This is a genomic window from Enterococcus sp. XAF26B05_ASV22 (assembly GCF_056727285.1).
Genome location: NZ_CM161538.1, coordinates 985,468 through 998,840 on the forward strand (window position 1 = coordinate 985,468; position 13,373 = coordinate 998,840).

Consider the following 13,373-nt stretch of genomic DNA (forward strand, 5'->3'; position numbering starts at 1 on the left):
TTATTTTTATATAATTCGATTGTTCCGTCCTCCTTTCAGATAAAATGGGGTTAAAAATTCCAAGTATAAAAAGTATAGCATAGCCAGGTAGAGTTTTTGAGCTCAAATCTAGAATAATCAAGAGTAGGCGATTTATATCAGTGATATAAATTATTTTTTTTGTTTCCTTTAAAATAAGATTTATCAGCAAGTGTGTGACTGGAATAGTACAGTATGCAACCGAGTAAAAGTCAAGATTGCGTGTGAATAGGCTAAACAGACGAACCTTTTTCCTATTTAGATTATTCCTCTCGTATACAAGTCAAAAAAATGATACGGAAAACCAGTGGTGAAGACAAATTAATGGTAGTTTCGACTAATTTTATTGAAAACATGGATACGTTATTTAAAGATGTGCTATTTATGAATCCAAATAGATACTGTGAAGTGATCAATTCAGAAGCGTTACGGGAGAAAAAACAGTTGTCTCTGAAAGAAATATATGAGGAGGAAGCCAATGATACGTTTAGTTAATTTTTATCATGAAAAAAACAAGAAGTTCTTTTTGAATAGTTTAATATTGATTTTAATCAGTTATTTGGCTAAATATGTATTTCAATTAACGATACCCGAATTTCGCTGGGAACGATTGCCGATTCTACTATCTGTGTTGATAGCAGTTATTTTGACTTGGCGAATCAATCAACTAAACATTCAATCCAGTCACAGAACGCTAGCAAGTACAGCCAATCAATCGACCTTTGAGCAAATCGTCGCAAAATATTTGCTTTCGTATATGCAAGTTATCGTGATTGGTGCAATCAATTTAGTGTTTAACTTTACAATGATTTCTATCGGTTTAAAAGAAATCTTTTTACTATCGCTCGAGTTAGCTATTTATCTGGTTGGGATGATTAGTTACCTGATTTTGTTTCGAGGGGTAATTGCTAAATTATGGTTGCCGAATGTTTCAAAAACAGTTGTCGTTGCAATTGGATGGATCATGATCGTCGTATTAAATGACATAGCACGTTACTGCTTTCCGCAACGTGTAAATAGTAACATTGGAACTATTTATCCAAGTACCTTTATTTTAAATGCTGTACTGTCAATAGTCATTATAGTGGTATATCTGTGGCTAGAAAAAAATCAATCTAAGAATAAGAGTTAGATTGAGAAAAATAAAAAAGAAACCATCTTACCCTAAAAATAATGAAAGTAGGAAAGAGAAATGAAAAAAATATGGAAAAACAAACTATTGAAATATGGATTACTAGGAATTTTATTGATCGCTTTAGGAGCAGCTGGCTTTTTAGGTTATTATCGATTAGCTAGAATTCAAGGTGTTATTTCAAGTTATGAAATCAATGAAGAGCTAAAGGAAAAATCTAATTCCTATAAAGCGGTTATTTACACGCAAAACCGTGCTTTTAAAAATGAAGTGATCAATGAACTTAAAAATAATCTAGTAGATGAAAACATTTATATACAAGTAGAACCAATTGAGGAAATAGCTGAAAATAAGATTGAAGACTGGGACAAAGTGGTTGTTTTATCGACAGTTCAATCGAGTGATCCTCCGAAAGCTGTTTTAGAGTATATAAACAACCATAAAGAAGAGGAGAAAGTAAGTATTTATCTAACTGCAGATTCAGGTACCTGGTCAAAAAAACTGGTAATCTAGAGGTTACAACGGCAGCATCTAAATCAGAAAATGTCAAAGTATTTAGTAAAAAAATCAAAAAATTTTTATTGAATTAAGAAATCAAGTCAGTTGATTAAAGCTAAATTTTATTGCGCTGTTCGCTTGTAAAAAGAACGTATGTTTGCTATCCTGTAATTTATAAGGAGGGAGAAGTATGACTGTGCTATTCAGCGTAACAAAGTGGAACGAAGAACCAATAGACGAACAAAAAACAGCCTTTCCAATAAATCGTGTTCGTGCGGAATACGAGCTTGAAGGTGATTTACTCGGCAAAGCATGGGTGGAATATTTACTTTACTATTTAGAAAGCAATAAAGAAGATGAACATCTTGCAACCGCTAGGATCACAGGATTCCTCCATTTCGAAGGCCAATATAAAGGAAAAACAGGAACCTTTACAGCGGCTGAAAAAGGAATTTTTGACAAAGGATCACTCGACTCTCCTGGAATGATCATTAAAAGTACTGGAGGATTACAAGCTTTGACTGGTTCTTATCAATATGATTTTATTGGTGAAACGAACAAGCTGATTTTGAATTTTAAAGACGATGAATAATTTATTCAGATTGTGCTTATCTTGCACAATTTTGCGGAAAATACGTTTAAATTGCTTTTCCTATAGTCAGTAAGCTATCTCACTTATTCAAAAAAAGAAGTCGAATAATGAACCGATTTTTTTCAGGATACCTCTTGAAACAGTCACTATTGATTGAGATAATAGGAAAGAAAAGAGGGATCATATGGGACAAATTTGGCTAGAACGATTACTTCGTTGGAATGCAAAGATTCAAAAACTATTAGTAGGAAGATATGCTCGAATGGATCAATTGAACAATACCTTAATGAAGGCGAGTTTGGTCCTATTATTGCTTAATCTATTTTTACCGACCTCAATTGCGTTTTGGATAGCAGTGGCTCTTTTACTATGGATTAACTACCGGTTTTTCTCTAAAAGAATATATCCACGCTCAAATGAAAATACGGGATACGTTTTAAGAATACAGCAATTAAAAAAGAAATTCGAGACAACAAAAATTAAGCTCAAAGAACGTAAGATTTATACTTATTTTAAGTGTCCAACATGTAAACAACAATTGCGAGCACCGAAAGGGAAAGGGAAGATCAAAGTCACTTGTTCGACCTGTAAAGAACAATTCAACAAAATAGTTTAAGTGCAAATCTTCTGAGATGATCAAGTACGATCTCAGAAGGTTTTTTGTACCAATAATTACCGAACAATCACTAAATTTCCTATGTTTTTTGTTCTGATTTTTTATTAATAACTGAACAAATTATGATATAATAGGAAAAACTTATGTGGATGGGTGAACTTCTCAGGAAAAAGAAAAAATGAGACACTGAACAGATTTACTTTTTTTTTATTTTCTTGTCAAGTCTATTAGAACTCTTTCAGCTTTTAAATTTAGGAGGAAACGATATGCGCGCAGTATTAACTGTAATTGGGAAAGACAAAGTAGGAATCATCGCAGGGGTCAGTCAAACGTTAGCAGAGTTGAATATGAATATTATTGACGTTTCACAAACCATCATGGATAGCTATTTTACAATGATGATGGTATTGGAGATTTCGAAAGAAAAGAATGATTTCGAAGCGATTCGGTCTGAACTGAATACTTTAGGTGAAAAACTAGGTGTGACAATCAGCATTCAAAACGAAGAAATATTCAATGTGATGCATAAACTATAAGGATAAAAGCTGTATTATTTGTTATAAATACTTAGTACCTTATAAAGATATAAAATAGGCTTATGGCAAAAAAACGTAAAGGCTAAATTTTTCGTTCAGAGAAGTTTAGCTCTTTCAGCTTTTAAATTTAGGAGGAAATTTTTTGGAAACCAATCAGATTCTAGAAACAATTCGCATGATCGAAGAAGAAAATTTAGATATTCGAACCATCACAATGGGGATTTCGTTGTTAGATTGCATTGATAGTGACAGTGATAAAGCTTGTCAAAAAATCTACGATAAAATCACTCGGTTGGCTAAAAATTTAGTTAAAGTTGGAGAAGAGATCGAATCGGAGTATGGTATTCCGATTATCAATAAGCGGATTTCTGTCACACCAATTGGAATCATTGCAGCCGCAAGTTCAGACAAGAACTATGTAAAATATGCGAAAGCTTTGGATAAAGCAGCTCAAGCAGTTGGAGTCAATTTCATCGGTGGCTTCAGTGCACTAGTCGAAAAAGGCTACCAACATGGTGATGAGATCTTGATTAATTCGATTCCTCAAGCGTTAGCAGAAACACAATTTGTTTGTTCTTCAGTAAATATTGGATCAACTAAAGCTGGAATCAATATGGATGCAGTTCGCCATATGGGCTATATAATCAAAGAAACAGCATCAAAATCTGATATGGGTTGTGCTAAATTGGTCGTATTTGCTAATGCGGTGGAAGATAATCCATTTATGGCAGGTGCTTTTCATGGAGTCGGAGAAGCAGATTGTGTGATCAATGTAGGTGTCAGCGGACCTGGTGTGGTCAAGCGAGCACTTGAAAAAGTCAAAGGAGAACCCTTTGATATTGTGGCAGAAGTCGTAAAACAAACAGCATTTAAAATTACGAGAATGGGACAATTGGTTGGGAAAATAGCGTCAGATCGGTTAAATGTTCCGTTTGGTATCGTCGATTTATCGTTAGCTCCAACTCCTGCTGTCGGTGATAGTGTAGCCTATATTTTAGAGGAAATGGGCTTGGAAAGCGTTGGGACTCATGGGACAACAGCAGCTTTGGCTTTGTTGAATGATGCAGTGAAAAAAGGCGGCGTAATGGCTTGTAACCACGTTGGTGGATTATCTGGCGCCTTTATCCCAGTTTCAGAAGATGCTGGAATGATCGATGCGGTCAATAATGGTGCACTAAATCTGGAAAAATTAGAAGCGATGACAGCCATCTGCTCCGTTGGTTTAGATATGGTTGCGATACCTGGTGAAACATCAGCTGAAACAATAGCTGCAATGATCGCAGATGAAGCGGCAATCGGTGTCATTAATCACAAAACAACAGCTGTTAGACTTATACCGGCTGAAGGAACAAAAGTAGGTGATATGGTTGAATTCGGCGGATTATTAGGCAGAGCGCCAGTCATGAAAGTTAATGATTATGCCTCAACCGACTTTATCCTACGCGGTGGTCGAATTCCTGCACCGATCCATTCATTTAAAAATTAGATTAAAAAAAGTATCCGAGCATTTGTGACAAAAAGATGTGTGGTATAATAAAAATATAGATAGACTATGCTTTATTCTATTGTAATTGGATAGAGAAAATAGTTATTGAGCTAAAAAAAGGAGATTTTAATTCATGGAAATAAAACGTCAACAAGAAGTCGTAGAGGCTTTTCATTACGATATGCGTACTGAAGATATGGGAGAAGTAGAGACCGATCTTAGAGTTGGGTTCTCGCCAATCGAATCAACAGATGAAAACTACCCAAAGGAAAATTCAATCATCGCCGCTCGTTTAGAATTTCGTCTAGTATTTGAAGAGTATGTTTTGTCAGGTTCAGTTAGCCAAATCAATCATATCATCAATCATAAAATCAAAAGCCAAGAGGATATTTCCCAAGAAGAAGTGGATGAGTTAGTTAGTCCGCTATTCAGTATCGTACAGCGTATGGCGTATGAAATTACTGAAATCGCCTTAGACAAACCAGGTATCCAATTAAACTTCCAGTCTGCGGTTGAAGAATAATCAGGATAAGATAATCCATTTAAATAATTAAATTATACATTTAAGAGTTTGCGATAGTTTTTGACTATCACAAACTCTTTTTTCTATCATTATAGAAACAAAATAGTATCCATTCCCTTTTTAAATCAGTTACAATAGGTTTATCACTGAAAATGAAGGTATTTATTTTCAGGGCGGATTGTTGAAGAATGATCCCCGGGAACCTTTACTTCCTTTGATGTACTTGTCATTTGTAATATTTAGCTTCAAGAGTTAGCACTACTCCTTGCTTCGATCGTATCAAGTTCTAAGCGCACAAGCTCTAAGAAAGAAGGTTTCGGGGAAAAGATAAAAACAAGCGAGAGAAAGAATGTCTCATGTGTTTTTTGATTTTCTTGTCAAGGCTTGACGAGCTCTTTCGGCTATCAAATTTAGGAGGGAAAAAAATGACAACACTCATCACTGTTTTAGTGGTCCTTGCATTTCTTGCTGTGTTATACGTCTTTTATCGTATGCAAACTAAACACTATAAATTTTCTACTCGTGTTTTTGCCGCATTAGGTGTTGGTATTGTATTAGGTGCAATTATTCAATTCGCATTCGGTACTCAAGACAAAGTCACAACGCAAGCAATGGAATGGATCGGTATTGTAGGTAATGGATATGTAGCATTTTTACAAATGCTCGTAATCCCCTTGGTATTTGTTTCTATTGTCGGAGCATTTACTAAGATGAAAGAATCCAAACAACTAGGTAAAATCAGTTTCAATGTACTAGCTACATTGCTAGGCACAACAGCTGTTGCTGCCTTGATAGGAATTGGTACAACATTATTATTTGGGCTACAAGGTGCAAAATTTACGCAAGGAACGGCAGAAACGGCACGAATTGCAGAACTTGCAACAAGACAGGAAACCGTTGAAAACCTATCGATTCCCCAACAAATTTTATCCTTTATTCCTAGAAATGTTTTTGCAGACTTTGCAGGAACTCGTGCAACAAGTACGATTGGTGTAGTAATCTTTGCAGCATTTGTCGGCATTGCATACTTAGGTATTAAAAGAAAAGCACCGAAAGAAGCAGAATTTTTCGCTAATTTGATCGATAGCCTATATAAAATCACAATGCGCATCGTGACATTGGTTTTACGTTTGACACCTTATGGAGTTTTAGCATTGATGACCAACGTTGTTGCGACAAGTGATTTTGATGCGATCCTTAACTTAGGTAAATTTGTTTTAGCGTCATATACTGCGTTGATTTTTGTGATGCTCGTCCACTTATTGATCTTAGTTTCTGTTAAAGTAAACCCAGTGACATATTTGAGAAAATCTTTTCCTGTATTGAGTTTTGCTTTTACGTCAAGATCAAGTGCTGGCGCATTGCCTTTAAATATTGAAACACAAACAAAAGCATTAGGTGTTGATGATGCAACAGCAAACTTCGCAGCAAGCTTTGGCTTATCAATCGGTCAAAATGGCTGTGCTGGGGTTTATCCTGCAATGTTGGCGACAATCGTTGCACCGACTGTGGGCATCGATGTCTTCAGTTTAGAATTTATTTTAATGTTAGTTGCGATCGTCACAATCAGCTCATTTGGTGTTGCTGGTGTCGGTGGTGGGGCAACGTTTGCTTCATTGATTGTTTTAGGTTCAATGAACTTACCAGTTGCAATCGTGGGCTTAGTAATTTCTGTGGAACCATTGATCGATATGGCTAGAACAGCCATTAATGTAAGTGATAGTATGGTGGCTGGTGTCGTAACTAGTTCACGAATCAACGAGTTAGATCGTGATGTGTTAAACGATAGTAAATTAGTTATTGAAGAAAATGCATAAAATAGGATCTCTTCTCTTCCCCAAGAAAATTAATGAATAAAAGTAAGAGGCTGAGACAGAAACGCTTATTCCCGAGAAATAAGAAGGGCTTGCTTCTATTGCCATCGTTTATTCGCATTTAGGGTGTGATACAAAAGTGATGTTTACTTTTGTGTCACACCCTTACTTTCTTTCTTAATATGGTTTTATTCAAGCGCATTTATTTTCATAAATCCCTACCATAAGCTATGATAAAAAGTATATAATGATAAGGCGATTGTGTTAATATAAAAAAGATAAGGAGTTAAAGACATGTTTACGAACCAAATAAAAATAATGTTATATGTAACAAATGTAGAGGAATCAAGTCAATTTTGGCAAAAAATCGGCTTTGTGGAAAAGGAAAGAGAGGCTGTTGACGGCACTCTTGTCGTTGAGATTGCCCCAAGCGAAACGGCCGAAACAATGATTGTTTTATATGACTTAGCATTTATTCAACAACATTCACCAGAAGTTGCTGGAAATACGCCATCATTGATGTTTTTTGCTGATGATGTCATCAATTTATATAAAAAAATGAAAGATGCTGGTGTGCGTGTTGGTGAATTAGTTCAGCTGCCAACTGGACTAGTCTTTAATTTTGCGGATAATGATGAGAATTATTTTGCAGTGTCTGGACAAGAATAAGTCAATTTAGACCGAAAGCTTACGCTTTTCAAAAGAAAAACGTAGGCTTTTTTTATGTATTTTTTGCAGCACCACCTGTGCATTTTTACACAAGCAAATAGTTCGCTTTTACTGATTCTTTTTTTATATACTTAATACGTATGATTAGAAAATAAGAACTGTACGGTTATTTTGGAGATAGCTAGGCAGTTTCGAGGAAAAAGGAGCAAGATAAAATGGATTACCGCGTATTACTTTATTATAAATATACGACGATTGAAAACCCAGAAGAATTTGCAAAGGAGCACCTTGCTTTTTGTAAGTCTTTAGACTTAAAAGGTAGAATTTTAGTCGCAACAGAAGGAATCAACGGTACACTTTCAGGTACGATTTCTGATACAGATGCTTATATGGAAGCGATGTTAGCAGATGAACGTTTTAAAGATACTTACTTTAAAATTGATGAAGTACCAGAAAACGCCTTTCATAAAATGTTTGTCCGTCCTAGAAAAGAACTGGTTTCTTTGAACTTGGAAGAGGATGTGAATCCGTTAGAGCTAACTGGGAAATATTTAGAACCAGCTGAATTTAAAGAAGCATTGCTTGATGAAGATACAGTTGTTATTGATGCTAGAAATGATTATGAATATGACTTAGGGCACTTTAGAGGCGCTGTTCGTCCTGATATTCGTAACTTTAGGGAATTACCACAATGGATTAGAGACAATAAAGAACAATTTATGGATAAAAAAGTGGTTACTTACTGTACTGGTGGTATCCGTTGTGAGAAATTTTCTGGCTGGTTGATCAAGGAAGGATTTCAAGATGTAGCCCAACTTCATGGTGGTATCGCGGTTTACGGAAAAGATCCAGAGACAAGAGGCGAGCTATGGGACGGGAAAATGTATGTCTTTGATGAACGAATCAGTGTTGAAATCAATCATGTTGATAAAAAAATTATTGGGAAAGATTGGTTTGATGGAACACCTTGCGAACGTTACATCAATTGTGCAAATCCTTTCTGTAATAAACAAATTTTGGCATCGGAAGAAAACGAAGCGAAGTACCTTGGCAGCTGTTCAGATGAATGTCGTCATCACCCAGCGAATCGTTATGTGCTAAGAAATGAACTTTCAGAACAAGATGTGAAAGCTAGACTTGAAGCCATTGCAAATTAATCAATGCAAACAAAAACACGAAACAACGCGATTTATCGTTTTGTCTCGTGTTTTTTATAGTATAAAGGCAAAAAATAGGATAAAACCAAGTAAAAACACAACGTTTACAGCAGTGAATTGCAAAAGAAATGACGTTGATTGATCCGGATAATATTCTTTATATAATTTAAATCCAATCAAATTAGCTAAAGAAGCAATAATAGTTCCCAAGCCTCCGACATTGACACCCCAAAAAAGTGCCTGAGATTGCTCTGTAAAAGGAGCAATTAAAATAGCGGCAGGAACATTACTGATAACTTGGCTGACAAGAATACTGCTGAAAAAAGACCGCGAACTTGTCGTAAATTGATCCTTTATGAAAGAGGAAAGTACCTCGACTTGAGAAAAATTGCCAACAGCAATAAAGAAAAAAATAAATGTCCACAATAATTTATAATCAATTTCTGAAACCGTTTTTCTATCATAAATAGTGAGAAGGATAACGGCAATCGGAATGACGAAATAATAAGGGGAAATAGCAAAGACACCTAAAAGAATGAACCCCCCAATCATACTTAAGAATAGTGCTTTAGGCCTGTTGATCCTTGGAACTAAATTATGCTGTGTGGGAATCGGACTCTTTTTTATGAATAAAAAGGAAATTAGTAAAAATAGTACTGAAGAAAAGAGTAATACACTAGACCATTTGAAAAAAGATAAGGTGGAAAGAGAATAATAAGAAAATAAAAACAGATTTTGTGGATTACCAAAAGGGAAAAAACTACTGCCTAAATTTGCAGCAACAATCAGTAAGACAGCTCCTAAAATCTTATTCTCCATTTTGGGGAATTTCTTGATGATCGTTAAGTAAATCGGCATCAACGTAAGGATCGCAACATCATTGGTCAAAACCATAGAACTAAGGAATGACAAGATGACAATATTTCGAATAAGACTACGAGTGGTGGAAGAAAAATCGATCATCTTCTCAGCAAAATAGGTTAGGATACCTAATTTCTCAAGGTTCTTCACAAAAAGCATCAAACCCAACAAACAAAAAATGACTTTAAAATCAATTGAGTTGAAGGAAAATTTGCCGAATGCACAGCTGATAATAGCAATTAGAAAAGAAAGTGAAAATAATAAATCTTCAGTAAAAAATGTATAAAGTCTCTTCATTTAACAACACTCCTTATATAGTCTGTTCAAATTTACTTTAAAAAAACGAAATTATCAAGTGTAATGCTAAATAAATAAAAAAGATAGATTGCTCTGCAGTAGAAGCAATCTATTCCTTTTTGGATCAAATATTAAGTACTTTATCCAAGAAATCTTTTGTTCGTTCATTTTGTGGATTTTCAAAGATTTGTTGTGGTGAACCATCTTCTAAGAAATTACCACCATCGATAAACATTACACGATTTGCTACTTCTTTCGCAAAGCCCATTTCATGTGTAACGATAACCATCGTCATACCTTGTTTTGCTAATTTTTTCATCACATTCAATACATCACCAACCATCTCAGGATCGAGTGCAGAAGTTGGTTCGTCGAACAGCATGATGTCTGGATTCATTGCTAAGGCGCGAGCGATTGCCACACGTTGTTTTTGTCCACCAGATAAAGATTCTGGGTAGCTGTCTTTTTTATCAGCTAAACCGACTGTGTCTAAAAGCTTAATTGCTTTTTCTTCAGCTTCTTTCTTAGAAAGACGACCTAAATCAGTTGGGGCTAAAGTAATATTTTCCAGGATCGACAAGTGAGGGAACAAATTAAAATGTTGGAAAACCATTCCAATATGCTGGCGCACTTTGTTGATATTGGTATTCTTATCTGTTAAATTAGCGCCATCGATAATAATATCGCCGCTAGTCGCTTCTTCAAGCTGATTTAAACAACGAAGGAACGTACTTTTACCAGAACCAGAAGGACCAATAACACATACAACATCACCTTCTTGGATCGATACATTGATATCATTAAGAACAGTATTATCGCCATATTTTTTTACTAAGTGTTCTACTAAAATTTTTTCTGCCATATTATTTCACCTTCTTTTCCCAAACTTTAGCCAATTTCGTCAAGGCTGTGATCAAGATTAAATACATCATTGCAATTACGAAGTAAACCATCGTACTTTGTAAGTTTCGAGCAACAATGATTTTACCAGTTTGCAATAATTCAATCAAGCCGATTGCAGATAGAATAGTTGTATCTTTTAAAGAAATAACAAACTGATTGACGAAAGAGGGGATCATGATTTTGATTGCTTGTGGCAAAATGATTTTTTGCATCGTTCGGTTGTATGAAAGACCTAAACTACGAGAAGCTTCCATTTGGCCGACGGGTACAGCATTAATACCGCCACGTACGATTTCAGAAATATAAGCACTTGCATTTAGGGTTAAAGTAATGATTCCAGCAAGGAAAACGGGAATATTAAAGCCTAAAATTCCAGGTAAACCAAAATAGATAAAGAAAGCCAGTACCATTAACGGAATACCTCGGATGATATCAACATAAATAGTAGAAATAACACGTAACGTTTTAGACGGAGAAGCACTAAATAATCCGAATAGAACGCCGACAATCAACGCTAAAATAAATGAAATCAGAGTTAATTGAATAGTCATCCATAAACCACTTAAAAGACGTTTCCAGTTATTCTGGATCATACCAACAAATGTTGATTCATCTACTTTGTTTTCAGTAGAGCCATCTTTTACATATTTTCCGATAATCTCATCATATTCGCCAGTTTGTTTTAATTCAGCTAATCCTTCATTGAACATTTGGATCAACTCTGGATTTTTTCCTTTCTTAACTGCAAAACCATATTTTCCTCCTTCTTCACGAGGAATAGGTGTTGCTAACGGTTGTTTTTGTGCAACGCCATACCCGATAACGGGGTAATCATCCATCATTGCATCGATTTCGCCGATTTCAAGAGCGCTATATAAAGCATCAGTTGTATCTAAGTATTTGACTGTATAGCCGTATTTATCTTTGTTGGCTTCTAGAAAATCAGCACTTTCAGTTCCGATTTTAGCACCAACTTTTTCTCCTTTTAAATCTTCGTAAGAGTGAATCTTGTCATTGCCCTTTTTGACCGCAATTTGAATCCCGCTGTTAAAGTAAGGTGTAGAGAAGTCAAAAGATTTTTCACGCTCATCTGTAATCGTCATTCCTGCGATCATTGCATCAGCTTGACCAGACTCAACTGCTTGAACGGCAGAACTAAATCCGATAAATTTAAATTCAATATCAAAATCTTGAAGTTCAGCAATACGTTGAACAAGATCAACATCGATTCCTTCATATTTGCCATCAGAGTTTTGAAATTCAAATGGGGCAAACGTAGAATCACTAGCAATTACATAGGAATCTTTTTTAGGTTGAATCTTTTTCATTTTAGAATCAGTATCAGTTGTTTCAGTTCCAGTGGAAATATACTTACCGACAATCTCATCATATTTACCTGAACTTTTTAATTCTTTCAATCCAGCATTGAATTTTTCGATCAATTCTTTGTTTTGACCTTTTTTCACAGCAAACCCATAAGAACTTCCCGTTTCTTTTTTACCAACTAATTGAAGTTTTTGTCCATTTGTTATGGCATATCCCAATACAGGATAATCATCGAAGATCGCATCAGCTTCGCCATTTTCTAGCGCTTGATAAAGACCTGTTGCATCATCAAAGTTTTTGATGGTATAGCCATATTTTTCTTGATTTTTCTCTAAGAAAGTAGCACTTTCAGTTCCAACTTTCGCTGCGACAGTTTTGCCTTTTAAATCTTCGTAACCTTTGATTTTATCATTGCCTTTTTTGACCGCCATTTGTAAGCCACTATCGAAATAAGGATCTGAAAAGTCAAAAGATTTTTTTCGCTCATCCGTAATGCCCATTCCGGCGATCATACCGTCTACTTGTTTTGATTGAACTGCTTGAATAGCACTGTCAAACCCAAGTGGCTTTAAGTTTACTTTGAAATCTTGATCATCAGCGATTGCGTGAAGCAAATCAACGTCGATTCCAACATACTCACCATTTGAATCTTGGAATTCAAATGGAGCAAACGTTAAATCTGTTCCTATATTATATGTTTTTTCCTCAGCTTGAGCATTCTGTCCAAGAGTAAATGTTAGTAGACTTGCCATCATTACAATAAATGACAGTAAAAAGTGTTTCCTTTTCATAAAATACCTCCTATATTTGCATATTGGATAATTATATAGTAAGAAAAGGCAAAAGCACAAGTCATTCACAATGAGAAAATCAAAAAAAACTCATTTTCTAACATTCCATGTAACAAGATATTACATATCAGGGTAGAAAAATACAAAATAAGAT

Annotated in this window: 14 protein-coding genes; 11 read left to right on the forward strand and 3 right to left on the reverse strand. The window is 35.2% G+C overall.

Features of this window, described 5'->3' with window-relative positions:
- The first annotated feature begins 309 nt into the window (after positions 1-309).
- From AC1PU0_RS04885 to trhO, 11 genes are all read left to right on the forward strand, one after another.
- Entirely contained in the window at positions 310-513 is a 204-nt protein-coding gene (locus tag AC1PU0_RS04885) for a hypothetical protein (protein WP_242596184.1), read from the forward strand.
- A complete protein-coding gene (locus AC1PU0_RS04890; protein WP_206835490.1) occupies positions 497-1,150 on the forward strand; it encodes a hypothetical protein in 654 nt (217 codons plus the stop codon). Before AC1PU0_RS04885 ends, AC1PU0_RS04890 begins: the two co-directional genes overlap by 17 nt.
- A gap of 60 nt (positions 1,151-1,210) precedes the next feature.
- Positions 1,211-1,663, forward strand: a complete 453-nt coding sequence (locus tag AC1PU0_RS04895) for a hypothetical protein (RefSeq protein WP_242596183.1) — start codon at positions 1,211-1,213, stop codon at positions 1,661-1,663.
- Between the two features lie 175 nt (positions 1,664-1,838).
- Positions 1,839-2,240 (forward strand): DUF3224 domain-containing protein, encoded by a 402-nt coding sequence (locus AC1PU0_RS04900; protein ID WP_069655465.1) that lies wholly within the window; start codon positions 1,839-1,841, stop codon positions 2,238-2,240.
- A gap of 184 nt (positions 2,241-2,424) precedes the next feature.
- Entirely contained in the window at positions 2,425-2,856 is a 432-nt protein-coding gene (locus tag AC1PU0_RS04905) for a hypothetical protein (protein ID WP_206848329.1), read from the forward strand.
- A 266-nt stretch (positions 2,857-3,122) separates the two neighbouring features.
- Entirely contained in the window at positions 3,123-3,392 is a 270-nt protein-coding gene (locus AC1PU0_RS04910; RefSeq protein ID WP_069655463.1) for an ACT domain-containing protein, read from the forward strand.
- Positions 3,393-3,534: 142 nt separating this feature from the next.
- On the forward strand, positions 3,535-4,878 hold the full coding sequence (locus tag AC1PU0_RS04915; protein ID WP_206848332.1) for a PFL family protein: 1,344 nt from the start codon (positions 3,535-3,537) through the stop codon (positions 4,876-4,878).
- Between the two features lie 133 nt (positions 4,879-5,011).
- Positions 5,012-5,401 carry a DUF1149 family protein gene (locus AC1PU0_RS04920; protein WP_069655461.1) on the forward strand — a complete coding sequence of 130 codons (390 nt, stop codon included), beginning with the start codon at positions 5,012-5,014 and terminating at the stop codon, positions 5,399-5,401.
- Positions 5,402-5,826: 425 nt separating this feature from the next.
- Positions 5,827-7,218, forward strand: coding sequence for an L-cystine transporter (locus tag AC1PU0_RS04925; RefSeq protein ID WP_206848334.1), 1,392 nt, complete (start codon positions 5,827-5,829; stop codon positions 7,216-7,218).
- 291 nt (positions 7,219-7,509) lie between these two features.
- On the forward strand, positions 7,510-7,884 hold the full coding sequence (locus AC1PU0_RS04930; RefSeq protein ID WP_069655459.1) for a VOC family protein: 375 nt from the start codon (positions 7,510-7,512) through the stop codon (positions 7,882-7,884).
- Between the two features lie 215 nt (positions 7,885-8,099).
- Complete coding sequence (gene trhO / locus AC1PU0_RS04935; RefSeq protein WP_069655458.1) at positions 8,100-9,041, forward strand: oxygen-dependent tRNA uridine(34) hydroxylase TrhO; 942 nt, start codon at positions 8,100-8,102, stop codon at positions 9,039-9,041.
- Between the two features lie 54 nt (positions 9,042-9,095).
- Here trhO and AC1PU0_RS04940 read toward each other — a convergent pair whose 3' ends face one another.
- From AC1PU0_RS04940 to AC1PU0_RS04950, 3 genes are all read right to left on the reverse strand, one after another.
- On the reverse strand, positions 9,096-10,199 hold the full coding sequence (locus AC1PU0_RS04940) for an SLC13 family permease (protein ID WP_206848336.1): 1,104 nt from the start codon (positions 10,197-10,199) through the stop codon (positions 9,096-9,098).
- A gap of 124 nt (positions 10,200-10,323) precedes the next feature.
- Positions 10,324-11,061: an amino acid ABC transporter ATP-binding protein gene (locus tag AC1PU0_RS04945; RefSeq protein ID WP_069655456.1), complete on the reverse strand. Its 738-nt coding sequence runs from the start codon at positions 11,059-11,061 to the stop codon at positions 10,324-10,326.
- 1 nt (position 11,062) lies between these two features.
- Positions 11,063-13,219 carry an amino acid ABC transporter substrate-binding protein/permease gene (locus AC1PU0_RS04950; protein ID WP_206848338.1) on the reverse strand — a complete coding sequence of 719 codons (2,157 nt, stop codon included), beginning with the start codon at positions 13,217-13,219 and terminating at the stop codon, positions 11,063-11,065.
- Positions 13,220-13,373: the final 154 nt, after the last annotated feature.

What these genes read in the sequence shown, in the direction of transcription:
- AC1PU0_RS04885 (WP_242596184.1), top strand. Translation starts at nt 310, where the DNA reads ATGATACGGAAAACCAGTGGTGAAGACAAATTAATGGTAGTTTCGACT.
- AC1PU0_RS04890 (WP_206835490.1), top strand. Translation starts at nt 497, where the DNA reads ATGATACGTTTAGTTAATTTTTATCATGAAAAAAACAAGAAGTTCTTT.
- AC1PU0_RS04895 (WP_242596183.1), top strand. Translation starts at nt 1,211, where the DNA reads ATGAAAAAAATATGGAAAAACAAACTATTGAAATATGGATTACTAGGA.
- AC1PU0_RS04900 (WP_069655465.1), top strand. Translation starts at nt 1,839, where the DNA reads ATGACTGTGCTATTCAGCGTAACAAAGTGGAACGAAGAACCAATAGAC.
- AC1PU0_RS04905 (WP_206848329.1), top strand. Translation starts at nt 2,425, where the DNA reads ATGGGACAAATTTGGCTAGAACGATTACTTCGTTGGAATGCAAAGATT.
- AC1PU0_RS04910 (WP_069655463.1), top strand. Translation starts at nt 3,123, where the DNA reads ATGCGCGCAGTATTAACTGTAATTGGGAAAGACAAAGTAGGAATCATC.
- AC1PU0_RS04920 (WP_069655461.1), top strand. Translation starts at nt 5,012, where the DNA reads ATGGAAATAAAACGTCAACAAGAAGTCGTAGAGGCTTTTCATTACGAT.
- AC1PU0_RS04925 (WP_206848334.1), top strand. Translation starts at nt 5,827, where the DNA reads ATGACAACACTCATCACTGTTTTAGTGGTCCTTGCATTTCTTGCTGTG.
- AC1PU0_RS04930 (WP_069655459.1), top strand. Translation starts at nt 7,510, where the DNA reads ATGTTTACGAACCAAATAAAAATAATGTTATATGTAACAAATGTAGAG.
- trhO (WP_069655458.1), top strand. Translation starts at nt 8,100, where the DNA reads ATGGATTACCGCGTATTACTTTATTATAAATATACGACGATTGAAAAC.
- AC1PU0_RS04940 (WP_206848336.1), bottom strand. Translation starts at nt 10,199, where the DNA reads ATGAAGAGACTTTATACATTTTTTACTGAAGATTTATTATTTTCACTT.
- AC1PU0_RS04945 (WP_069655456.1), bottom strand. Translation starts at nt 11,061, where the DNA reads ATGGCAGAAAAAATTTTAGTAGAACACTTAGTAAAAAAATATGGCGAT.
- AC1PU0_RS04950 (WP_206848338.1), bottom strand. Translation starts at nt 13,219, where the DNA reads ATGAAAAGGAAACACTTTTTACTGTCATTTATTGTAATGATGGCAAGT.